The 21318-nt window shown below is 70.5% G+C and carries 18 protein-coding genes and 1 tRNA gene; 12 read left to right on the top strand and 7 right to left on the bottom strand.

Features of this window, described 5'->3' with window-relative positions:
• Positions 1-35 precede the first annotated feature (35 nt).
• Together JNB50_RS15155 and JNB50_RS15150 are read right to left on the bottom strand one after the other, a co-directional pair.
• Positions 36-2645 (bottom strand): glycosyltransferase, encoded by a 2610-nt coding sequence (locus tag JNB50_RS15155; RefSeq protein WP_208041014.1) that lies wholly within the window; start codon positions 2643-2645, stop codon positions 36-38.
• 61 nt (positions 2646-2706) lie between these two features.
• The gene (locus JNB50_RS15150) at positions 2707-3237 is read right to left on the bottom strand and encodes a MarR family winged helix-turn-helix transcriptional regulator (protein WP_208041013.1); all 531 of its coding nucleotides are present in this window, start codon (positions 3235-3237) and stop codon (positions 2707-2709) included.
• Positions 3238-3318: 81 nt separating this feature from the next.
• Between JNB50_RS15150 and JNB50_RS15145 the strand changes: the two genes are divergently transcribed.
• The 3 genes from JNB50_RS15145 (at position 3319) to JNB50_RS15135 (ending at position 5858) form a co-directional block, all read left to right on the top strand.
• Positions 3319-3390 (top strand) — tRNA-Gln (locus JNB50_RS15145).
• Positions 3391-3437: 47 nt separating this feature from the next.
• Positions 3438-4880 carry a bifunctional UDP-N-acetylglucosamine diphosphorylase/glucosamine-1-phosphate N-acetyltransferase GlmU gene (gene glmU, locus JNB50_RS15140; RefSeq protein WP_208041012.1) on the top strand — a complete coding sequence of 481 codons (1443 nt, stop codon included), beginning with the start codon at positions 3438-3440 and terminating at the stop codon, positions 4878-4880.
• Positions 4881-5858, top strand: coding sequence for a ribose-phosphate diphosphokinase (locus tag JNB50_RS15135; RefSeq protein ID WP_208041011.1), 978 nt, complete (start codon positions 4881-4883; stop codon positions 5856-5858). It begins immediately after the preceding gene.
• Positions 5859-5873: 15 nt separating this feature from the next.
• Here the strand turns inward: JNB50_RS15135 and JNB50_RS15130 are convergent, their stop codons facing one another.
• Positions 5874-7205: a glycosyltransferase gene (locus JNB50_RS15130; RefSeq protein ID WP_208041010.1), complete on the bottom strand. Its 1332-nt coding sequence runs from the start codon at positions 7203-7205 to the stop codon at positions 5874-5876.
• Positions 7206-7277: 72 nt separating this feature from the next.
• Here JNB50_RS15130 and JNB50_RS15125 point away from each other — a divergent pair, with 72 nt between their 5' ends.
• Entirely contained in the window at positions 7278-7943 is a 666-nt protein-coding gene (locus tag JNB50_RS15125; protein ID WP_208041009.1) for a TetR family transcriptional regulator, read from the top strand.
• Here JNB50_RS15125 and JNB50_RS15120 read toward each other — a convergent pair.
• From JNB50_RS15120 to JNB50_RS15105, 4 genes are all read right to left on the bottom strand, one after another.
• The gene (locus JNB50_RS15120) at positions 7912-8259 is read right to left on the bottom strand and encodes a hypothetical protein (protein ID WP_208041008.1); all 348 of its coding nucleotides are present in this window, start codon (positions 8257-8259) and stop codon (positions 7912-7914) included. The genes JNB50_RS15125 and JNB50_RS15120 overlap by 32 nt on opposite strands.
• Before the next feature lie 131 nt (positions 8260-8390).
• Positions 8391-9851: an NADP-dependent phosphogluconate dehydrogenase gene (gene gndA / locus JNB50_RS15115; protein ID WP_208041007.1), complete on the bottom strand. Its 1461-nt coding sequence runs from the start codon at positions 9849-9851 to the stop codon at positions 8391-8393.
• A gap of 76 nt (positions 9852-9927) precedes the next feature.
• Positions 9928-11343 (bottom strand): glucuronate isomerase, encoded by a 1416-nt coding sequence (gene uxaC, locus JNB50_RS15110; protein ID WP_208041006.1) that lies wholly within the window; start codon positions 11341-11343, stop codon positions 9928-9930.
• The gene (locus tag JNB50_RS15105; RefSeq protein WP_208041005.1) at positions 11340-12425 is read right to left on the bottom strand and encodes a LacI family DNA-binding transcriptional regulator; all 1086 of its coding nucleotides are present in this window, start codon (positions 12423-12425) and stop codon (positions 11340-11342) included. Before JNB50_RS15105 ends, uxaC begins: the two co-directional genes overlap by 4 nt.
• Before the next feature lie 146 nt (positions 12426-12571).
• Between JNB50_RS15105 and JNB50_RS15100 the strand changes: the two genes are divergently transcribed.
• The 8 genes from JNB50_RS15100 to manD are packed head-to-tail and all read left to right on the top strand — an operon-like array spanning position 12572 to position 21245.
• Positions 12572-13939: an ABC transporter substrate-binding protein gene (locus tag JNB50_RS15100; RefSeq protein ID WP_208041004.1), complete on the top strand. Its 1368-nt coding sequence runs from the start codon at positions 12572-12574 to the stop codon at positions 13937-13939.
• Between the two features lie 13 nt (positions 13940-13952).
• On the top strand, positions 13953-14942 hold the full coding sequence (locus JNB50_RS15095) for a carbohydrate ABC transporter permease (RefSeq protein WP_208041003.1): 990 nt from the start codon (positions 13953-13955) through the stop codon (positions 14940-14942).
• Positions 14939-15856, top strand: a complete 918-nt coding sequence (locus tag JNB50_RS15090; RefSeq protein WP_208041002.1) for a carbohydrate ABC transporter permease — start codon at positions 14939-14941, stop codon at positions 15854-15856. The genes JNB50_RS15095 and JNB50_RS15090 overlap by 4 nt, the downstream gene beginning before the upstream one ends.
• 32 nt (positions 15857-15888) lie before the next feature.
• The gene (locus tag JNB50_RS15085) at positions 15889-16740 is read left to right on the top strand and encodes a sugar phosphate isomerase/epimerase (protein ID WP_208041001.1); all 852 of its coding nucleotides are present in this window, start codon (positions 15889-15891) and stop codon (positions 16738-16740) included.
• The gene (locus tag JNB50_RS15080) at positions 16737-17870 is read left to right on the top strand and encodes a Gfo/Idh/MocA family protein (RefSeq protein WP_208041000.1); all 1134 of its coding nucleotides are present in this window, start codon (positions 16737-16739) and stop codon (positions 17868-17870) included. Before JNB50_RS15085 ends, JNB50_RS15080 begins: the two co-directional genes overlap by 4 nt.
• Positions 17867-18730, top strand: coding sequence for a sugar phosphate isomerase/epimerase (locus JNB50_RS15075; protein ID WP_208040999.1), 864 nt, complete (start codon positions 17867-17869; stop codon positions 18728-18730). The genes JNB50_RS15080 and JNB50_RS15075 overlap by 4 nt, the downstream gene beginning before the upstream one ends.
• A complete protein-coding gene (locus JNB50_RS15070) occupies positions 18727-19998 on the top strand; it encodes a mannitol dehydrogenase family protein (protein ID WP_208040998.1) in 1272 nt (423 codons plus the stop codon). Before JNB50_RS15075 ends, JNB50_RS15070 begins: the two co-directional genes overlap by 4 nt.
• Complete coding sequence (gene manD / locus JNB50_RS15065) at positions 19995-21245, top strand: D-mannonate dehydratase ManD (RefSeq protein ID WP_208040997.1); 1251 nt, start codon at positions 19995-19997, stop codon at positions 21243-21245. Before JNB50_RS15070 ends, manD begins: the two co-directional genes overlap by 4 nt.
• Positions 21246-21318 lie beyond the last annotated feature (73 nt).

The following is a 21318-nucleotide window of genomic DNA, read 5'->3' as shown; positions in this document are numbered from 1 at the left end:
TCGAGTACATCGATCATCCGCGTACTCGACGGATTTCAGCCGATCTTCTGCGTAGTCGCCGGTTCGTCGGTGGACTCGGGGAGGGCAGCCACAGAGGGGAGGGCAGCAGGGTCGGGGAGGGCGGCAGGGTCGGGGGCGGCGTCGGCGTCGGGGGCGGCGCCGATGGCGCGGTAGAACTCGGCGACCGCCTTGCGGTTGTAGCCGGCCCAGTCGAAGCCGCCGTTCGGGACGTCGCCGCGCAGGAACGCGCGCAGCCCGTCGGCGACCCCGTCGACCGACTGCGGCACGACCAGGCCGCTGCCCTTCGGCAGGGCGTTCTTGGCGGAGGCGAACTCGACGGTGACGATCGGCAGCTGGAGGACGAGGGCCTCCAGAATGACCATCGGCTGACCCTCGTAGTCGCTCGACAGCACGAAGCAGTCGGCCTTCGCCGTGATGGCGTGCGGGTTGCGCTGCATCCCGGTGAGAAACACCGAGCTCTGCAGCCCGAGCTCGGCGACCACGGCCTCCAGGTGGCCGGCCAGCGGTCCGGAGCCGACGATCAGCAGCCGGGTCTTCGGGTTCTCGGCGTGCACCTGCGCGAACGCGCGGATGAGGCGCTCCTGGTTCTTCTCCGGCGACAGCCGGCCCACGTTCACGAAGGTGGTGATGTCGTCGTTCGGCGCCAGCAGCTGCTCCGCCCAGTCGGGGATGCTGCCGGTCTCCTCGTCGAAGGTGAGCTCGTGGAGGTCGGCCGTGGCGTTCTCGAGGATGTGCTCGGCATCGACGGTGTTGAGTGCAGAGCGGAACTTCGCCGGCTCCGCGTACTCCGCCAGGGACGCGCGGTTCACCTCGGACAGCGTCGGTGAGACCGACACCAGGTGGTCGTACTGCGCATACAGGGTGAACAGCTGGGTCAGCGAGTGCAGCATCCGCTTCTCGCCGTTGACCTCGCGGTGCGCGTCGGAGGCCAGATCGTTGTGCATCCAGATCGAGCGCTGCGCGTCGGGGGAGTGGAGCAGCAGGATCGCCCAGAACGGGCCGTAGCCGGAGAAGTCGACGACGTAGTCGAAGCGGCTGTCGCCGAAGCAGCGGTACCACTCGTCGTCCCAGAGCCGGTTCTGCGCGTCGGTCTCCGCGTGCTGGGCCGTGCGCCCCCTCCGGAAGTCGAGGTGGCGGGCGAGGTGACGCAGCTTGGCGCCGTTCATGCCGCCGACACGTGGGAACTGGCGCACAGCCGGGTGGATCTGGCGCTGCTTGGCGATGATCGTCTGCGAGCCGCTTTGGGCGAAGAACGCGGACACGTCGTAGCGCTCGTGGTCGATGTTGTTGAGGAGGTTGAGGGCGGAGGTCGTGATCCCGTTCGGTCGCATGCCGCCGAGGTAGAGCAGGATCTTCTCGCGGCCGTCGTCGTCGAGGGAGGTGCGCAGACGGTAGCCCTCGCGCACCCCGCGGAACACGATGTCGACGACCCGCCCGGAGGCCGACCCGTCTTCGTAAGGGGTGAACCGGCGCTGCATGTCCAGGTAGCGCTCGCGCGATCCGGCGGGCACCTGGTCGCCGTCGGCCGCGACCGCCGCGAGCGCGTCGCCCAGCTCGCGCGCCGACATGAGGGTAGGGCCGGGCCACTCGTCCGGCTCGAAGTAGAGCCCGCGCGTACCCGCGTACTCCACGAGGTCGGGTGTGAAGAACAGGATCGGCCGGCCCGTGCGGAGGAAGTCGAAGAAGATGCTCGAGTAGTCGCCGACCAGGATGTCGGTGGCGCCGAGGACGAGGTTCGTCGGGATCTCGTTGGGCACCAGCATCCTGGCCAGCTCCGGGCGGTCGGCGGCCAGGGCGTGCACGGTCTGGTGGGTCTTGACCAGCACGGCGTAGCGGCTGGTGTCGATGCGCTGCTCCACCTCGTGGAGGTGCGCCAGGAGGGCGTCGAGGTCGTCTTCCGGCCGGCCGAAGGTCTGGCCCTTCCAGGTGGGCGCGTAGAGGATGACCTTGCGGTCGCCGAGCGGGATGCCGGAGTCGACCAGGCGCTTCCGCACGCTCTCGCGCTGCGCGTCGTCGAGGAACTGCCGGTCGACGCGCGGGTAGCCCTCCTCGATGAGGGTGCCGCGGTAGATGCCGTCGAGCTTGTATGCGCTCCGGTACATCTGGTCGGCCATGAACGGGTTGGCGGCCAGCAGATAGTCGGCCTGCACGAAGTTGCGGACGATGTTGGCCGTCGCCAGAGCGCCGTCCTCGATGTCGTAGCCCATGCGCTTGAGCGGGGTGCCGTGCCAGGTGTTCAGATAGACCTGGCCGGGGCGCTTGGAGAAGTCGTAGGGGAACGTGGCGTTGTTGACGAGGTACTGGCTGGTGGCCAGCGCGCGGTAGTAGGCGGCCGAGCCGTAGCGGACGAAGGTGACGCGCGGGTCGTCGGCGAACTCCTCCACGGCGGCGCGGTAGCGGTGCAGGTCGGACAGCGCCCAGATGTGGGTGAGGTGCTTCAGGTCGGGCGCGGCCAGCAGCTCGCGGAATAGCGCCTCCGGGTTGTCGAGCATCCCGTTGCCCGAGAACGACTCGTAGAAGACCGAGCCGAGGACGAGTGGCTGGCGGCGCCAGTGCGCGTGGATCTCGAAGCGAGCGGCGCGCTTCACTCGGGACGGCAGGCGCTTCAGGCGGGAAAGTCTCATCGCGGGAGAGTTTATGAGTGCGGGATAACAGTCTGCTGAGAAGCTGCGCAGGAGGAGCCGGTCATTCCCCGGCGTCGAATCCCAGGCTCAGCTTGCGCAGCAGCCCGGCGAGACGCTCCTGGTCGCCGGGGGAGAGCGACTCGAGCAGGTCGGCCTCCGCGTCGACGAGCCGGGTGATCGCGGCGTCGACCCTGGCGAGGCCCTGGGCCGTCATCTGCACCAGGATCCCGCGGCCGTCGTTGGGGTCGGTCCTGCGCTCGACGAGCCCGCGCGCGACCAGCCGGTCGATGCGGTTCGTCATCGTGCCCGACGACACCAGGGTCTGCTGCAGGAGCGATTTCGGGCTCAACTGGAAGGGCGAGCCGGCCCGGCGGAGCGCGGAGAGGACGTCGAACTCCCACGAGTCGAGGTCGGAGCGCTCGAAGGCGCTCCTACGCGCCCTGTCGAGGTGACGGGAAAGCCGGTCGACGCGCGACAGCACCTGGAGCGGCGAGAAGTCGAGGTCGGGACGCTCGCGGAGCCACGCCCCGACGATGCGGTCCACCTCGTCGCGCGCCCCGCTGCGCGCGGTCCCGTCGTGTGCGTCGGCCATCCCTCCATGCTATTCGGCCGCCCTCGCAGCTCGGCGGCATCCGTCGCCGAGTCTGGCAGACTGTGTGTGCGCGTTGCGCGGTCCGCCTTGGTGTAATGGCAGCACGACAGCCTTTGGAGCTGTGAGGTCTAGGTTCGAGTCCTGGAGGCGGAGCGACGTCACCAGCCGCACCGCACCGTCACCACCGCACCGGGAGCATCATGACCGACCAGAATCTCGCCATCGTCGTTCTTGCGGCCGGGCAGGGCACGCGGATGAAGTCCGCGACGCCCAAGCTCCTGCATCCGCTCGGGGGCCTCCCCGTCGTCGGGCACGTGCTGGCGACCGCCCGCGAGCTCGACGCCGCCCGCGTCATCGCTGTGGTCCGGCACGAGCGCGACCGGCTCGCCGAGGTGATCACCGCCGACCTGCCGGACGCCGTCATCGTCGACCAGGACGAGGTGCCGGGCACCGGCCGTGCCGTGGAGCAGGCCGTCGCCGCCCTCCCGGCCGACTTCGCCGGCGACGTGCTGGTGGTCAACGGCGACGTGCCGCTGCTCGACGCTTCGACGCTCCGCGAGCTCGTCGCTACCCACCGCGCGGGAGGGGCCGCCGCGACCATCCTGTCGTCGTTCCCGGCCGACGCGACCGGCTACGGCCGCATCGTCCGCACCTCGGAGGGGCACCTCGACCGCATCGTCGAACACAAGGACGCGAGCGAAGCCGAGCGCGCCATCGGCGAGATCAACGCCGGCATCTACGTCTTCGGCGCCGCCGCGCTGCGCGACATGCTCGCGAACGTCACGACCGACAACGCCCAGGGCGAGAAGTACCTGACGGATGTCATCGGCCTGCTCCGGGAGGCCGGCTTCGACGTCGACGCGCTCCCGGTCTCGGAGTCGTGGCTGGTCGAGGGCATCAACGACCGGGCGCAGCTCAGCGAGGCGGCCGCCCGCCTCAACGCGCTCGTCGTGCGCACCTGGCAGCTCGCCGGAGTCACGGTGCAGGACCCGGCGACGACCTGGATCGACGTGACGGCCACCCTGGAGCCCGACGTCACCATCCTCCCCGGCACGCAGCTGCGCGGGGCGACGGCCATCCGCACGGGTGCGACCGTCGGCCCGGACACGACGCTTCTGGACACCGAGGTCGGTGCGGGGGCGACTGTCACCCGCACCGACGCCACCCTCGCCGTGATCGGCGAGGGTGCCACCGTCGGTCCGTTCGCGTACCTGCGGCCGGGCACCGTCCTCGGCGCCAAGGGCAAGATCGGAACGTTCACCGAGACCAAGAACGCCGTCATCGGGGCCGGCACCAAGCTCGCGCACTTCAACTACGTGGGTGATGCGGAGGTCGGCGAGATGGGCAACCTGGGCGCCGGTGTCATCACGGCCAACTACGACGGAGTGAACAAGCACCGCACGGTCATCGGATCGCACGTGCGGATCAGCACGAACACGGTGCTCGTCGCGCCCGTTAGGATGGGTGACGGAGCGTACACCGGAGCGGGAACGGTCGTCCGGAAGGACGTTCCACCCGGCGCGCTCGCCATCACGGTCGCGCCACAGCGCAACATCGAAGGCTGGGTCGCCGAGAAGCGACCGGGCACCGAGGCCGCCCGTGCCGCTGAGCAGAGCACGGCTGCGGAAGAGAGCGGAGAGTAAGTGTCAGGGATCACTGCCACCGGCCAGAAACGACTCGTTCTGATCTCGGGGCGTGCGCACCCCGAGCTGGCCGAGCAGATCGCCGAATGCCTTGGCAGCGAGCTGGTGCCGACGGACTCCCGCACCTTCGCCAACGGCGAGATCTACGCGCGCTTCGACGAAAGCGTTCGCGGCTCCGACGCCTTCGTCATCCAGTCGCACACGTCGCCGATCAACGAGTGGCTCATGGAGCAGCTGATCATGGTCGACGCGCTCAAGCGCGCCTCGGCCAAGCGCATCACCGTCGTGGCCCCGTTCTATCCGTATGCGCGCCAAGACAAGAAGGGCCGTGGCCGCGAGCCGATCTCGGCCCGCCTGATCGCCGATCTCTTCAAGGCGGCCGGCGCCGACCGCATCATGTCGGTCGACCTCCACGCCGCCCAGATCCAGGGCTTCTTCGACGGTCCCGTCGACCACCTCTTCGCCATGCCGGTGCTGCTGGAGCACATGCAGCGCGAGCTCGACCCGTCGACGCTGACGGTCGTCTCGCCCGACATGGGTCGCGTGCGGGTCGCCGACATCTGGAGCGACAAGCTCGGCGTGCCGCTGGCCATCATCCACAAGCGCCGCGACCCGCTGGTGCCCAACCAGGTCTCGGTCCACGAGATCGTCGGTGACGTCAAGGGTCGCGTGTGCCTGCTGGTCGACGACCTCATCGACACCGGGCGGACCATCGTGAAGGCCGCGGAGGCGCTAAAGGCCAACGGTGCGATCGGCGTCGTCGTCGCCGCGACGCACGCCGTGTTCAGCGACCCGGCGGTCGAGCTCCTGCAGTCGGAGGCGATCGACTCCGTCGTCGTCACCGACACGCTTCCGCTTCCCGCGCACAAGCGCTGGGACGGACTCACGGTGCTGCCGATCGCTCCGCTGCTGGCCAACGCGATCCGCGAGGTGTTCACCGACGGCTCGGTGACCTCCATGTTCGACGGCGCCGCCTAGGCGCAGGTACGCAGCTCACGGCACTCGCGTGACCGATGCGTGGGGCCGGGGGTGCTGTCGTGCGGTCTCGACGACGGCGCGTTCGAGGCCGTTCAGCCCGGTCGACCTGCGGATGGCGCCGCCGATCCGTGCGCTGTTCGCGGCGTAGGCCGGGTCGCCGAGCACCGTCCTGACGGCGCGCGAGACTGCGGCGTCGCTGGGCTGGTTGGTTCCGAGCCGGATGCCGATGCCCGACCAGGCGACCCGGGCGGAGACCTCCGTCTTGTCCTCGGTGGTCCCCGCGACCACCACGGGTACTCCGTGCTCCATCGCGTAATGGATGCCGCCGTATCCGCCGTTGGTGACGTAGACGGACGTGCGCGGCAGCAGCCGGTCGTACGGCAGGTAGCTCGCCACGCGGGCGTTCGGCGGCAGCGTTCCGCCGAGGCTCGTCACGGCTCGGCCGCCCGTGCTGGCGACCACCCAGACATCGTCGGCCGCGAGCGCGCGGATCGTCGGTAGCAGGAGGTCGCCGAAGTCGGTGTTGGCCACGGTCCCCTGGGTGACATGGACGACGGGGCGCCCGTCGTCGAGGTCGCTCCACCACGCGGGCAGCGGGGTGTCCGAGGGCTGGGTGCGGGACACCGGCCCGACGAAGTGCAGCGGGACCGTGACATCGGTGCGGGGGTACTCGAACTCCGGAACGGTGAACTGCACGACGCCGTCGGAGAGCGACGGCCAGTCGAGCACGAACCCGCCGAGCCCGGTTCCGGACTCCAGCCCGACCCGGAGCGCCGCCCGCTGCACGGGGGCGAAGACGATCTTCTCGGCCACCGCCGTCAGGGCGGCGTTCCTCAGCCGACCGAGCGCGCCCCTTCGAGGCGGCACGCCGAGGCCGAACGGTGCGGTGTCGCGACTCTTGACGCCCAATGGCACGATCCCGAGGTTGAGCAGGGCAGGGCGTGACTCGCGGGGGCGGGAGGCGAACAGCGCGGCGCCGAGGAACAGGCTCTCGGCGAGGACCACGTCGATCCCGAGCCCCCGGACGGCGGCGTCCATCGCAACCAGCTGGCTGCGTGCGGGCCTCAGGAAGATCTCTGTCATGTCGTACCGGATGCCGGCGGGGCCGGTCAGCCCGACGCGGCCGGGGAAGGCGGCATCCATGTCGGTGTCGTCGTAGTCGGCTTCGGCCGGCAGCCGCAGCACGGATGCGCCGGTGGCCGCCGCGCGCTGGAGGTACCGTTCGCCGGTCAGGAAGTGCACCCGGTGGCCGCGCTGCACGAGGGCGCGGCTCACGGCGAGCAGGGGAGTCACGTGCCCGTGGACGGGCGTGGAGCAGATCAGGATGTCGAGCGGCTGGTCGTTCATGTGTGCGTTCCTCGTTCGGGTAAAGTCGAATAAACGTCAACAGTATTCACTACACTCGAAGGGTAGTCAATAGTGGCCGCGACCCGACCGTACCGCTCCACCCTGCGGCAGGAGCACGCAGAGCAGACGCGCCGCCGCATCCTGGAGGCCGCCGCCGCAGTCTTCTCGTCGCGCGGCTACGCCAGCGCCTCCCTCGCCGACATCGCGGCAGCAGCGGGTGTCTCGGTGGAGAGCGTGAAGGTGCACGGACCGAAGCGGGCGCTCCTGCTGGCCGCCTTCGAGCTCACCTTCGGCGGGGAGGCGGGCGAGTCGTCCCTCGCAGAGCGTCCGGAGGTCGCGGCGATCGCCGCCCTCGACGACGCCGACCGGATGCTCGCGGAACTCATCCCGTTCATCGCCGCGGCGAACGCGCGCACGGCGGGACTGTGGTCGACCTTCACGGCCGCTGCCCGTGACGACGACACGGTCGCGGCAGTCCTCGCCGAGTTGCTCGAGCGACGGCACGCGGACTATGGGCTGCTGGTCGGGCTGCTCGCCGAGCGCGGCGTCGCAGAGGTGTCCGCGCTCGACGACGCCGGTCGTCGGGAACTCGCGGACGGGCTGTCGTTCGTGATGTCACCGGAGGGGTACCAGCAGCTGGTGCGTGAGAGCGGCTGGAGCTTCGAGCGCTACACGCGGTGGCTGAGCGGGACCGTGCGGCTGCTCGTCACGGCAGAGCGTGCGGCGTCGACGGGATGAGGCCGAGCGGCGCGACGAAGGTGGCGTCGCCCTCGGTGTTGAGGGCGTAGCACTGCCAACCCGGGCCTGCCGGTGCGAACAGCTCGAAGCGGGCGGAGGAGCTCACCGAGTCGGGCGCGTAGTGCCGCGCGTAGACCGCGCAGGTGCCGGTCGCGGTGTCGGTCTGGATGCTGATCGTCAGCATGATCCCGGGCAGCACCAGCGCGGTGAGCGCGACCACGACGAAGACGCGCGTCGCGATCGTGCGGCGTCGCCCGCGCAGCGGACGGTCCGACGGCTCGTACTCCGCCAGCTCCGGGTGGTCCTCGAACGTCACGCTATGAGTCTGAGGCGCGCGCGACGCGATTGCAACCGAGGCGCTTCCGACGACGAAGGGCACGTCGTTGTCACTTTCGGGGCCCGAAAGCGACAACGACGTGCCCTTCGGCAGGCCGGAACGGCGCGCGGCTAGTGCGAGGAGCCCTCGGTCTCGATCTCGGTGCGGTCGCCCGACCAGAGCGTGTGGAAGATGCCGTCCTCGTCGACGCGCCTGTAGGTGTGCGCTCCGAAGAAGTCGCGCTGGCCCTGCACGAGAGCGGCGGGCAGGCGGGTCGAGGCGAGCGAGTCGTAGTACGACAGCGCCGACCCGAAACCGGGCACGGGCACGCCGGAGAGCGCGGCAGTGGCGACGATGCGACGCCAATCGGCCTCGCCCTCGCGCACGGCGTCCGCGAAGTACGGCGCCTCCAGCAGCGTGGTGATGTCCGGGTTCTCGTCGTAGGCGTCGGCGATCCGGTTGAGGAACTGGGCGCGGATGATGCAGCCGCCGCGCCAGATCTTGGCGATCTTGTCCTTGTGGATGTCCCAGCCGTACTTCTCGGCGCCGGCGACGATCGCGTCGAAGCCCTGCGCGTAGGCGACGACCTTGGAGGCGTAGAGCGCCTTCGAGACGTCGTCGGCGAACGCCTTCACGTCCTCGGCCTTCTGCACCTCGGGACGGGACTGGATCGTCGCCTGCACGGCCGCGCGCTGGGCGGGCTTGGAGGAGACAGCGCGGGCGAAGACGGCCTCCGCGATGCCGCCGACCGGGATGCCCAAGTCGAGCGCGTTCTGCACCGTCCACACGCCCGTACCCTTCGAGCCGGCCTGGTCGAGCACGATGTCGACGAACGGCTTGCCGGTCTCGGCGTCCACCTGGCGCAACACCTCGGCGGTGATCTCGATCAGATACGACTCGAGGTAGCCGTTGTTCCACTCGGCGAAGACGTCCGCGATCTGCGCGGGCTCCAGGTCGCCGACCGTGCGGAGCAGGTCGTACGCCTCGGCGATGAGCTGCATGTCGGCGTACTCGATGCCGTTGTGGATCATCTTGACGAAGTGGCCGGCGCCGTCGGTGCCGACGTGGGTCACGCACGGCTCGCCCTCGGCGACCGCCGCGATGGAGGCGAGGATGGGGCCGAGGGTCTCGTACGACTCCGCGGAGCCGCCCGGCATGATCGAGGGGCCGTTGAGGGCGCCCTCCTCGCCGCCGGAGATGCCGGCGCCGACGAAGTGGATGCCGGTCGGCGCGATGCGCTTCTCGCGCTCGATGGTGTCGTGGAAGTTCGCGTTGCCGCCGTCCACGATGATGTCGCCGGGCTCGAACCGCTCGACGAGCTGGTCGATCACCGCGTCGGTGCCGCGGCCGGCCTGCACCATGATGATCGCGGTGCGCGGCTTGGAGAGCGAGGCGACGAAGTCGTCGATCTGCTCGGACGAGACGAACCCGGCCTCCGGGTGCGCGTCGACGAGCTCCTGCGTGCGTGCGTACGTGCGGTTGAAGACGGCGACGGTGTTGCCTTCGCGCGAAGCGAGGTTGCGGGCCAGGTTCGACCCCATCACAGCCAGACCGACGACTCCGATATTGGCCGTTGCGTGGTTCTCGGGCACGGAGGACTCCTTCGTTGAGACGGTTTGCGTCCAGCGTAGCCGCACGCACGTCGTGTGGTTCGTCGTGTGACGCGGATCAGCCCAGGCGGAATGTCGTCCGGGGGATGTCGTCGACGAGTCGCCGCGCGATCGTGAAGGCGTCCTCCTCGGCGAGCTGGTGGGTGACGACCAGCGAGGCCAGGAACGACGCGTCCACGCGGCGGGACATGTCGTGTCTGGCCGGGATGGAGCAGAACGCTCGGGTGTCGTCGATGAACCCGCTGGTCTTCGTGAAGCCCGCGCTATCGGTCACCGCCCTGCGGTAGCGGAGGATCGCGGCCGGGGTGTCGAGGAACCACCAGGGCGCGCCGGCGTAGACCGACGGGTAGAACCCGGCCAGCGGTGCGATCTCCCGGGAGAACGTGGTCTCGTCCACCGTGAACAGCACGAGCCGGAAGGTCGGGTTCGTGCCGAAGTCGCGCAGGATGGGCGTGAGCGGCTCGGTGAAGGCGCCGACCGCCGGCAGGTCGTGCCCGGTGTCCGGGCCGTAGGCGTCGAACGTCGGGCGGTGGTGGTTGCGGTGCACTCCGGGGTGCAGCTGCATCACGAGTCCGTCGTCGGCGGCCATCTCGGCGAGACGGTAGAGCATATTGCGGCGGTAGGCGACGGCTTCTGCCGCGGCGAGGGACCCGTCGAGTGCCGCGCGATGGATGCGGGAGGCCTCCGCCGGTTCGAGTGGCTCGCTCCCGGCGTCGACGACGCCGGTGTCGGTCGCGGTTCCGCCCGCGGCGGCGAAGGCCGCGCGGCGCACGCGCAACGCCTCCAGCAGTCCGGCGTAACTGGAAGTGTCGACATCGGCGCGCTCGGCCAGTGTGCGCAGCCGTGTCGCCCAGCCCGCCTCATCCGGGTGCATGTACCGGTCGGCGCGGAACGTCGGGATCACCCTCCCGGTGAAGGTCGGGTCGGCCGCTAGGCGCGCGTGTGCCTCCAGGTCGTCAGCGGGGTCGTCCGTGGTCGCGAGCACCGCGATGCGGAAGCGGTCGAACAGGGCGCGCGGCCGGAACTCCGGTGACGCCAGGGTGGCCTCCAGCTGGTCGTAGAGCGCGTCGGCGTTGGCCGCCGACGGCTGCTCGGCGAGCCCGAAGACCTCGCTGAACTCCGATTCGAACCAGAACCGCACCGGAGTGCCGAGGAAGGCGTCCCAGTGCTCGCAGAGCGTCCGCCAGATCGCCCGGCCCGAGGCGGGGGAGGGCACCCCGCCACGGGCGAGACCGAGCGCGTCGAGGGGCACCCCGACCGCGTGCAGCATCCGGGTCACGTAGTGATCGGGCGTGATGAGCAGGGCGGCCGGGTCCGGGAACGGCTGGTCGTCGGCCAGCATCGCAGCGGGAACGTGCCCGTGCGGCGAGTAGATCGGGGCGTCGGCGACGGCCGCGTGCAGGCGGCGGGCGAGGTCGCGCTCGGCGGGGTCGGCGGGGAACAGGCGGTCCGGATGCGGAGCGAGCGCGGTCATCCTCGTCCTTTCGGCGGAGTGGGCGGAGTGGAGGGAGCGGAGGCTGCGGTGGTGACAGCCCGTGCGGGGCCGGTCGAGGCGCGCACGGTCAGGTGGGTGGGGAGCGTCGCGGCCTGCCGGGTCACGGGCGCTGCGCCGTCGTCGAGGCGCGCGAGCAGCATCGCGACGGCCGTGCGGCCGGCCTGCTCGATCGGAGCGGTCAGGGTGGTCAGCGGCGGGTTGCAGAAGTCGGCGCCGAAGATGTCGTCGCAGCCGACCAGGGAGACGTCGCCCGGCACGTCCACCCCGCGCTCGCGGAAGCGCGCGAGCATCCCGATCGCGAGGAGGTCGTTGAAGGCGATGCACGCGGTGGAACCGGCGTGCAGCACCGCGTCGGCGGCCGCCGCCCCCGCATACTGCCGCGGTGCGAACGGGCCGACCCGGAGGGCCTTCACGCCGTAGCCCTCTGCGGCCCGGACGAGTGCGCGCCAGCGGCGCTCGTTCGACCACGAAGTCTCCGGCCCCGACGCGTAGACGATCTCCCGGTGGCCCAGCGAGACCAGGTGGCCGACGGCCTGCTCGACACCGTTGGGGGTGTCGATGAACACGTTCGCGACTCCGCGGGTCTGGCGGTTGATCGCCACGAGCGGTACTTCGTCGGCCAGCGCGGTGAGCCGGCGGTCGGTGAGGCGGGAGGCCGCCAGGATCGCGCCGTCGAACGAGGGCCGCAGCTTGTGCAGCATCCCGTCCTCCAACTCGTCTGACTCCTCGGTGTCGACCAGGATCTGCGTGTAGCCCGCCGCCTTCAGCTGCTGCTGGGTGCCGCGGATGATCCCGAAGTAGAAGGGGTTCGTGACGTCGGAGACGAGCACGGCGATCGCCCGAGTGCGGCCGCTGGTGAGCGCCCGTGCCTGCGAGTTGGGGATGTAGTTGAGCTCGCGTGCCGCACGCTCGATGCGCTCGCGGGTGATCGCGTTGACCCGGCCCGGATTGGCGAGGGCGCGGGAGGCGGTCGAGGTGGCGACACCGCTGGCGGCGGCCACGTCGGCGAGGGTGGCCGGGCGGTCCACACCGTCGGGATACCCGCGAGGCTGAGGGCTCATGCGCCCATCACAGCACACGATGGCAATTTTTGGCAATCGGTTGCAGCCCTGTTGCCGTTCTGCCTAGGCTCGGCGGCAGTCCCTCGATGCGCACCTCGTCCGGGGGACACGATCCACCGGATCCCATCCTCAAAGGAGAGTCACGAATGAGATCACGTTTCGCACTCGGCGCGATCGCCGGCCTGGCCGCCATCGGCCTCGCCCTGACCGGATGCTCGTCCTCCGGCGGCGACGCGAAGCCCAGTTCCACGTCCACGACGGTCGACGGCAAGGGGCGCACCCTCTCCGTCTACGTCGGAGCGAGCGGGCTCTACCCGCAGCAGCAGAAGGAGTGGTTCGCCCAGCTGCAGGCCCAGTTCAAGAAGGAGACCGGGGCGGACCTGGCCTTCGACACGTTCGCCAGCTCCAACGACGAGCTCACCAAGATCCAGACCTCCGTCGTCTCCGGGCAGGGCCCGGACGTCTACGCGCTCGGAACCACGTTCACGCCGACCGCGTACGCGACGGGCGCGTTCGTCACGCTCACCGACGCCGACTGGGCCAAGGTCGGCGGCCGCGACCGCTTCGTCCCGGCCGCGCTCGGCATGTCCGGGCCGGACTCCAAGAACCAGATCGGCGTGCCGCTCGCGCAGCGCCCGTTCGTGATGGCGTACAACAAGGACCTGCTGAAGGCCGCGGGCATCGACAAGCCGGCGACCACCTGGGACGACTTCGCGAGCCAGGCCAAGAAGCTCACGACCGGAGACACCTACGGCGTCGCGGCAGGCTACGCCGACAACTACGACCCGTGGAAGTTCATCTGGGCGATGTCCGTCCAGGCGGGCAACCCGATCCTCGACCTGAAGTCCGGCAAGGCGCGGCTCGACGACCCCACCACCGAGAAGGCCTACCAGACCTACTTCGGCTGGCTCACGGAGCAGAAGGCGGTCGACCCCGCGGCGGTCGGCTGGAAGAACCCGCAGGCCGTCGCCGCGTTCGGCGCGGGCAAGGCCGCGTACCTGCCGATGGTGTCGGCCAGCTCGATCGAGGCACTGGACAAGTCCGCCGTGGCGGGCAAGTACGCCTACGCGCTGATGCCGACCGTGGCGCCGGGCAAGACGTCCAACCCGTCCAGCGGCAAGCCCGCGGCGAGCATCGTCTCCGGTGACAACATCGTCGTCGCCAAGTACTCGAAGAACCAGGACCTGGCCTTCGCCTACATCAACATGGTCACCCGCGCCGACATGCAGACCAAGGAGTTCTCGCTCCTGGGCGACCTGCCGTCGAACGCGCAGGCCGCGGCCGACCTGCAGAAGGCGAAGCCGATCATCGCCCCGATCGTCGACGCCATCGGCAAGTCGGTGGCCACCCCCTTCTCCGGCGCCTGGGGCGACACCCAGCTCGCGCTGACCAACGTCGTCGTGCAGTCGATCCCCAACCTGTCGAACGGCTCGGTCAGCAGCTCGGAGCTGTCGCAGCTCCTCAAGACCGCGCAGTCCACGGCGCAGAGCTCGCTGGACAAGGCCAAGAAGTAACGGGCTGATCGTCATGTCCACCGAAACCGCGACCCCGGTCGCGACCGCCCGCTCGTCCGCGGAGGCGACCCCTCCGCGGGCGGGCGGGGCGCCCCGCCGGGGCCGCCGGACCGTGCAGCAGCGCAACCGGCCGCTCTGGCTGCTCCTTCCCGGCGGCATCCTCATGCTGCTGGTCATCATCGTCCCGTTCGTGTTCGCGCTCGTCATCTCGACGCTCGACCTCGACATGTACACGTTGCGCGACTGGGTCTCTGCGCCGTTCATCGGGCTCGGGAACTACATCGAGGCGCTCACCTCGTCGTCCCTGCTGCAGTCGATCTGGATCAGCGTCTCGTTCGCCGTCATCGCGGCCGTCGTGACCCTGCCGATCGGCGTGGCGGCGGCCCTGGCGACGCAGAACGCCTTCCGGGGCCGGGCGCTGGTGCGTTCGCTGTTCCTCGTGCCGTACGTGCTGCCCGGCTTCGTCGTCGGCACGTTCTGGCACACCATGCTGCAGCCGCACGGGATCGTGGACACGGTCCTCGGCGACCTCGGCATCCACACCGGGCTGTGGCTCAACGGGCCGCTCAGCTACTGGACCCTCGTGATGGTCCAGATCTGGTCGTCGTGGCCGTTCTTCTACCTGCTGGTGCTCGCCGGCCTGCAGTCGATCGAGCACGAGGTCCACGAGGCCGCGGCCATCGACGGCGCGGGCTGGTGGGCGAAACTGCGCTACGTCATCCTGCCGGCCCTGCGCGGGCCGATCGCGCTGGCGCTGATCATCTCGCTGCTCCACAACATCAACGGCTTCACGCTGCCGTTCGTGCTCTTCGGGGTGCCGGCGCCGCAGGCGGTCAACGTGCTGCCGGTGCTGACCTACGTGACCAGCTTCCAGAGCTTCCGCTTCGGGCTGAGCGCGGCGATGGCGGTGTTCTCGCTGATCCTGATCGCGATCCCGCTGTTCGTCTACCTGCGCGCGGTCCGGCTCGACACCGGCGACGACCGCAAGGAGAAGACGGCATGACCACTTCGGCCCCTACCAGCACCGTCACCCCCACCGTCCGCTCCGCGCGCCGCCGCGGCACGGGAGACGTGTACCGGCTGCTGCCGCGTCCGCTGCAGGCCATCATCATCGCGATCCTGCTCTGCGTCGCGCTGCTGCCCATCCTGTACGTGCTGCTGTCGTCGGTGAACTCCGACATCGGCGTCGCGAGCGGCGAGTTCTTCCCGAGCTCGCTCAACTTCGACAACTACATCAAGGTGTGGTCGACCGTCGCGCTCGGCAACGGGCTGATGAACAGCGTCATCGTCGCCGGCGGCGTCGCGATCGTCTGCGCCTTCCTTTCAGTGGCTACCGCGTACGTGCTGGTGCGGTTCGCGTTCCGAGGCCGGCTGACCTTCCTGCGCGGCCTGCTCGGCCTGCAGTCGATCCCCGGGACGCTCATGCTGCTGCCGGTGTTCGTGCTGTTCTCGTCGGCGTCGAGCGCGCTCGGCATCCCGATCATCGGCACCAGGTGGTCGCTGTTCGTCACCTACCTGACGTTCGCGCTGCCGTTCTCGACCTGGGTCATGGTGACCTACCTGCGCGGGCTGCCGCGCGAGTTGGAGGAGGCCGCACGCATCGACGGTGCGTCGTCGTGGCGCATCCTGACCAGGATCGTCCTGCCGCTCAGCTGGCCGGGCGTGGTCGTGGCGGGAATCTTCGCCTTCCTGCTCGGCTGGAACGACGTGCTGTTCGCCTCGGTGATGACCAACCCGGACACCCGCACGGCGGCCGTCGCGCTCCAGGTGTTCACCGTGGCGCAGGAGGGTGGAGCCCTGCCCCTCTACGGGCAGATGATGGCGGCGTCGCTGATCTGCGCCGTTCCGGTCGTGGCCCTCTACCTGGTGTTCCAGCGCTACCTCGTCGGCGGGCTGACCGCGGGCGGGGTCAAGTGAAGAAGATGACGACACGAGTGAAGTGAGAGAGAGTGACTGACACAATCCAACCCACCTGGGCACTGTCCGGCTTCGGCGACGAGATCGACCCCGACCCGGCCGTTCAGGTCGCGGTGCTGCAGGCGCTCGGCGCGAACCACATCGAGGTGCGGAGCGCATGGGGCGTCAACATCGTCGACCTCGACGACGAGCAGCTCGACCGGCTCGCGGGGATCCTCGCGGAGCGCGGGATGCGCGTCTCCGCGATCGCCTCGCCGATCGGCAAGGTCGACGTCGCCCTTCCCGTCGAGCACGAGGTCGAGCGGCTGGGCCGGGCGATCGCCGCGGCCGAGCGCCTGGACTCCGGGTACATCCGGCTGTTCTCCTTCTATCGCGCCGAGGGCGTGCCGGTGGAGGACATCCGCGACGACGTGCTGGTCCGCATGCGCGCCCTCGCCGCCGCGGCCGAGGAGGCCGGGGTCGTGCTGCTGCACGAGAACGAGAAGGACATCTACGGCGACACCCCGGAGCGCTGCCTCGACATCGTCGAGTCGGTCGGCTCCCCGGCGCTGAAGCTCGCCTGGGACAGCGCCAACTTCGTGCAGGTCGGCGTCGCCGCGCCGTTCGACGACGGCTACGCACTGCTGCGCCCGCACCTGGAGTACCTGCAGGTGAAGGACGCGCTCGCCGCGACCTCCGAGGTGACCCCGGCCGGGGAGGGCGACGGCCAGCTCCTGCAGACCCTCACCGCGCTGCGCGACGACGGCTACACCGGGTTCGCGTCGCTCGAACCGCATCTCACCGACGTGAACGCCCTCGGCGGCTTCTCGGGCCCGGCGGCGTTCGGCGTCGCCGGCCGTGCCCTCCGCCGCCTGACCGACCAGATCGGAGTCACCCTCGCATGACCGCCCCCATCGTCTCTCCGCTGCGCGTCGCCCTCGTCGGCTGCGGCATCATCGGGCTCAACCACGCCCGCGCCATCCTGAAGCACCCCGATCTCGTGATCACCGCGCTCGTGGACGCCGTTCCCGCCGCGGCCGCCGCGCTCGCCGACCAGTTGGCCACCGAGTACGGCGCCGACCGCCCTGCCGAGTTCGCCGCGCTCGGCGACGCGCTCGCCGCGGCGGAGATCGACGTCGTCGTGATCTGCACGCCGAGCGGACTCCATGTCGTGCTCGCCGAGGAGGCGCTCGCCGCCGGTAAGCACGTGGTCATCGAGAAGCCGCTCGACGTCTCGTTGCCGCGGGCGCGCGAGATCCTCGCACTGTCCCGCCGCGCCGAACAGGACGGACTGGTCGTCTCGGTGATCAGCCAGCACCGCTTCGACCCGGCCTCCCGGGTCGTCGCCGACGCGGCGCACACCGGGCGCTTCGGACGCCTGACCAGCGGTGTCGCCTCCGTCGCCTGGTGGCGCAGCCAGGAGTACTACGACTCCGGGCAGTGGCGCGGCACCTGGGAGCTGGACGGCGGGGGAGCGGTGATGAACCAGGGCGTGCACACCGTCGACCTCCTGGTCTGGTTCCTCGGGACGCCGGTCGAGATCGACGCGCGCACGGCACTGCTCGCGCACGAGCGCGTCGAGATCGAGGACGTCGCCGTCGCGACCATCCGCTTCGAGTCGGGCGCGCTCGCCGTGCTGCACGCGACGACGGCCGCCTACCCGGGGCTCTCGGTGCGGTTGCAGGTGCACGGCGACCGGGGTTCGGCGATCATCGACGACGATCAGCTCGAGTACTTCGGAACGGTGGAGTCCGCCGGCAACAGCGCCGCCGACGTCGTGCCGGCCGGCGAGCTGCGCGGCGGCGACCGCGGGCCGGAGCAGTTCGTGGTCGGCCACCTCCGCCAGTACGAGGACATCGTGGACGCCATCCGCGAAGGCCGAGCGCCGGGTGTGACCGTCGCGGACGCGTTCCTCTCGCTCGCCGTCGTGCGCGCCGTCTACCTCTCGGCCACGCTCGGTCGTCCCGTGCTGCTGGAGGACGTCCTCGACGGCTCGCTCGACGACGTGGTCGTCACGACGGGGGTGCACGCATGAAGTTCTCCGTCTTCACCGCCTCCACGCCCGACTGGACGCCCGCAGAGGCGGCGCAGAACATCGCGGCCCAGGGCTGGGACGGCATCGAGTGGCGCATCGTCGACCAGGAGCCCGCGGCCGAGCCCGGATTCTGGGCGGGCAACCGCGCGACCTGGCCGCTCACCGGCCTCGAGGAGTCCCTCCCGGAAATCGCACGCGTGACCAGGGAGGCCGGGCTCGAGTTCTCCGGGATCGGCGGCTATGCGCGTTGCGACGACCACGCGAACGTCGACCGGATGCTGGCGGCGACCGCGGCGCTCGGCGCACGGCAGGTGCGCGTCACGATGCCGCGAACCGACGCGGGCGAGTACCGCGAGCTGTTCGCCGCGGCCAGGAGCGACCTGGAGCGCGCGGCGTCCGTCGCGGCCTCCCTGGGCGTGAAGGCCCTGGTCGAGCTGCACCACGAGACGATCACGGCCTCGGCCTCCGCGGCGTTCCGCCTCCTCGACGGGCTCGATCCCGCAGCGGTCGGCGTCATCCACGACCTCGGCAACCTCGTGATCGAGGGCCAGGAGCGCACCCTCTCCGCCCTCCAGCTGCTCGGGCCGTACCTGGCGCACGTGCACGTCAAGAACGTCGCCTGGCTGCCGGGGGAGGCGGAGGAGGACGGCACGGTCCGCTGGCGCCACGACTGGGCGCCGCTGCGCACCGGCGCGGGCGACGTGGAGGCCTACTTCCGCGCGCTGCACGAGTTCGGCTATGACGGGTGGGTGACCAGCGAGGACTTCTCGACGGCGGTGCCGCTCGCCGAGCGCACGGCGGACGACCTCGCCTACCTGCGTGCCGTGGAGGCGCGGACCCGCGCAGCGGTGACGGCATGACCTCCCCGCCTCGGTCGGTGCGCCATCCCGTGCGGGTGGCGCACCTCGGCCTCGGCGCCTTCCACCGCGCCCACCAGGCCTGGTACACGCAGCTCGCCGGCGACGGCTCCGGCATCGCCGCCTTCACCGGTCGCAGTGCGGACGCCGCCCGCGTGCTGGCGGCGCAGGACGCGATGTACACGCTGGTGGAGCGCGGAGCCGAGGGCGACAGCGCAACGCTGATGGAGGTGCTGAGCGAGGTTCATGACGGTGCAGACACGGAAGCGTGGCGGCGGGTGCTCGCCGATCCGGAGGTCGGCGTCCTCACACTCACGGTGACCGAGGCCGGCTACCGGCCCGGCTCGTCCGCCCCGGCGCGCGTTCTCGACGGCCTCCGCGCACGGCACGCCGCGGGGGCAGGCGGGATCGCCGTCGTCAGCTGCGACAACCTCCCCGACAACGGCCGCGTCCTCCGCGACGCGGTGCTGGCGCTCGTCGAGCCGGGGTCCGAGATCGAGGCCTGGATTCGCGCGGACGTGTCGTTCGTGTCCTCGATGGTCGACAGGATCACCCCGGCGACCACCGACGCCGACCGGGAGGCCGTCCGCCGGCTCACCGGCTGGGACGACGCCGCCCCTGTGGTGACCGAGCCGTTCGCCGAGTGGGTCCTCGCCGGGAGCTTCCCGGCCGGCCGACCGGCCTGGGACGCAGCCGGTGCGCAGTTCGTCGACGACATCGCGCCCTACGAGCAGCGCAAGCTCTGGCTGCTCAACGCCGGTCACTCGCTGCTCGCCTATCACGGGCTCGCGGCCGGACGCGGGACGGTGGCCCAGGCCGTGGCCGACCCCGCGCTCGCCGACGAGCTCGAAGAACTCTGGAGCGAACAGCGCACCGAACTGCCCTTCGACGCCCTGACGGTCGATGAGGCGCTCGCCGCCCTCCGCTCCCGCTTCGGCAACGCGCGCATCGAGCACCGGCTCGCCCAGATTGCCACCGACGGCTCGCAGAAGCTCGGCCCCCGCATCGTCGACCCGCTGAGGAGCCGGCTTTCCGCCGGCCGCGATCCCGGACGCGCCCAGCTCGGCGTGCTCGCGGCCTGGGCCGACCATCTGGCCGGGCCGGACGTCCGCGACCCGGGAGCCGGCGCCCTCGTCGAACGGCTGCGCGACGCGACGGCACCGCGGGAGCGGGCCGCCGCCGTCCTCGAAGCACTCGCCCCCGACCTCACCGACCTGACCGACCCCCTCGCCGAGCGGATCGCCGCGCGGCAGCAAGGAGCACTCGCATGAGAATCACCGCAGCAGACGTCCTCGTCTCCAGCCCCGGCCGCAACTTCGTCACCCTGCGGATCACGACGGAGGACGGCGTGACCGGCCTCGGCGACGCCACGCTGAACGGCCGCGAGCTCGCCGTCGCGGCGTACCTGAGCGAGCACGTCGTCCCGCTCCTGATCGGAAGGGACGCCCACGCGATCGAGGACACCTGGCAGTACCTCTACCGCGGCGCGTACTGGCGTCGCGGCCCGGTCACCATGGCCTCCATCGCCGCCGTCGACACCGCACTGTGGGACATCAAGGCCAAGGTGGCGGGACTTCCGCTCTACCAGCTGCTCGGCGGCCGGAGCCGCGAGGGGCTGCTGGTTTACGGGCACGCCTCCGGCGCCGAACTGCCGGAACTGTTCGACTCCATCACCGAGCACCTCGAGGAGGGCTACCGGGCGGTGCGCGTGCAGACCGGCATCCCGGGGCTGCCGTCGGTCTACGGGGTGGCGTCGAGCAAGAACGCGGCAGCGGGTGCCGGCTCGGGATCCGACACGCGCTACGACTACGAGCCGGCGCGCCGCAGCGCGGTGCCGGTGGAGGAGAGCTGGGACACCCGCGCCTACCTGCGGCACGCGCCGACCGTCTTCGAGGCCGTGCGCAACGAGTTCGGGCCCGAGCTGCCGCTGCTGCACGACGCCCACCACCGGTTGACGCCCATCCAGGCGGCGAAGCTCGGCAAGTCGCTGGAGCCGTACGACCTGTTCTGGCTGGAGGACGTCACCCCGGCCGAGAACCAGGCGGTGCTGCGCCGCGTGCGCGAGCACACCACCACGCCGCTCGCGATCGGCGAGGTGTTCAACACGATCTGGGACTACCGCGAGCTGTTCGAGGAGCAGCTGATCGACTACGTCCGCTCCCCAGTGACCCACGCCGGAGGGATCACCGGCCTGCGGCGGATCTTCGACTACGCGGCCGTCTACCAGATCAAGTCGGGCGTGCACGGCCCGACCGATGTGTCGCCGGTCGGGCTCGCGGCGGCGATCCACCTGGGCATCGCCATCCCGAACTTCGGCATCCAGGAGTACATGAAGCACAGCCCGACGACGCACGAGGTCTTCCGCACGACGTACACGTTCGAGGACGGCATGCTCAAGCCCGGGGAGGCCCCCGGCCTCGGCGTCGACTACGACGAGCTCGTCGCCGACTCCTTCCCCTACGAGGCCGCCTACCTCCCCGTCAACCGCCTCCTCGACGGCTCGATGCACGACTGGTGAGCCATCGCTTCCTCACTTTCTCCCGCTCACGATCGGTGTGTCGCGGGAGAAAGTGAGGAGCGGACGGTCTCCC

This window comes from Leifsonia sp. TF02-11 (assembly GCF_017565305.1).
Lineage (GTDB): Bacteria > Actinomycetota > Actinomycetes > Actinomycetales > Microbacteriaceae > Leifsonia.
The sequence above is the reverse complement of the archived record's forward strand: the minus strand, read 5'-3'. Positions and strand labels throughout refer to the sequence as shown.

What these genes read in the sequence shown, in the direction of transcription:
- JNB50_RS15155 (WP_208041014.1), bottom strand. Translation starts at nt 2,645, where the DNA reads ATGAGACTTTCCCGCCTGAAGCGCCTGCCGTCCCGAGTGAAGCGCGCC.
- JNB50_RS15150 (WP_208041013.1), bottom strand. Translation starts at nt 3,237, where the DNA reads ATGGCCGACGCACACGACGGGACCGCGCGCAGCGGGGCGCGCGACGAG.
- glmU (WP_208041012.1), top strand. Translation starts at nt 3,438, where the DNA reads ATGACCGACCAGAATCTCGCCATCGTCGTTCTTGCGGCCGGGCAGGGC.
- JNB50_RS15130 (WP_208041010.1), bottom strand. Translation starts at nt 7,205, where the DNA reads ATGAACGACCAGCCGCTCGACATCCTGATCTGCTCCACGCCCGTCCAC.
- uxaC (WP_208041006.1), bottom strand. Translation starts at nt 11,343, where the DNA reads ATGACCGCGCTCGCTCCGCATCCGGACCGCCTGTTCCCCGCCGACCCC.
- JNB50_RS15105 (WP_208041005.1), bottom strand. Translation starts at nt 12,425, where the DNA reads ATGAGCCCTCAGCCTCGCGGGTATCCCGACGGTGTGGACCGCCCGGCC.
- JNB50_RS15100 (WP_208041004.1), top strand. Translation starts at nt 12,572, where the DNA reads ATGAGATCACGTTTCGCACTCGGCGCGATCGCCGGCCTGGCCGCCATC.
- JNB50_RS15095 (WP_208041003.1), top strand. Translation starts at nt 13,953, where the DNA reads ATGTCCACCGAAACCGCGACCCCGGTCGCGACCGCCCGCTCGTCCGCG.
- JNB50_RS15090 (WP_208041002.1), top strand. Translation starts at nt 14,939, where the DNA reads ATGACCACTTCGGCCCCTACCAGCACCGTCACCCCCACCGTCCGCTCC.
- JNB50_RS15080 (WP_208041000.1), top strand. Translation starts at nt 16,737, where the DNA reads ATGACCGCCCCCATCGTCTCTCCGCTGCGCGTCGCCCTCGTCGGCTGC.
- JNB50_RS15075 (WP_208040999.1), top strand. Translation starts at nt 17,867, where the DNA reads ATGAAGTTCTCCGTCTTCACCGCCTCCACGCCCGACTGGACGCCCGCA.
- JNB50_RS15070 (WP_208040998.1), top strand. Translation starts at nt 18,727, where the DNA reads ATGACCTCCCCGCCTCGGTCGGTGCGCCATCCCGTGCGGGTGGCGCAC.
- manD (WP_208040997.1), top strand. Translation starts at nt 19,995, where the DNA reads ATGAGAATCACCGCAGCAGACGTCCTCGTCTCCAGCCCCGGCCGCAAC.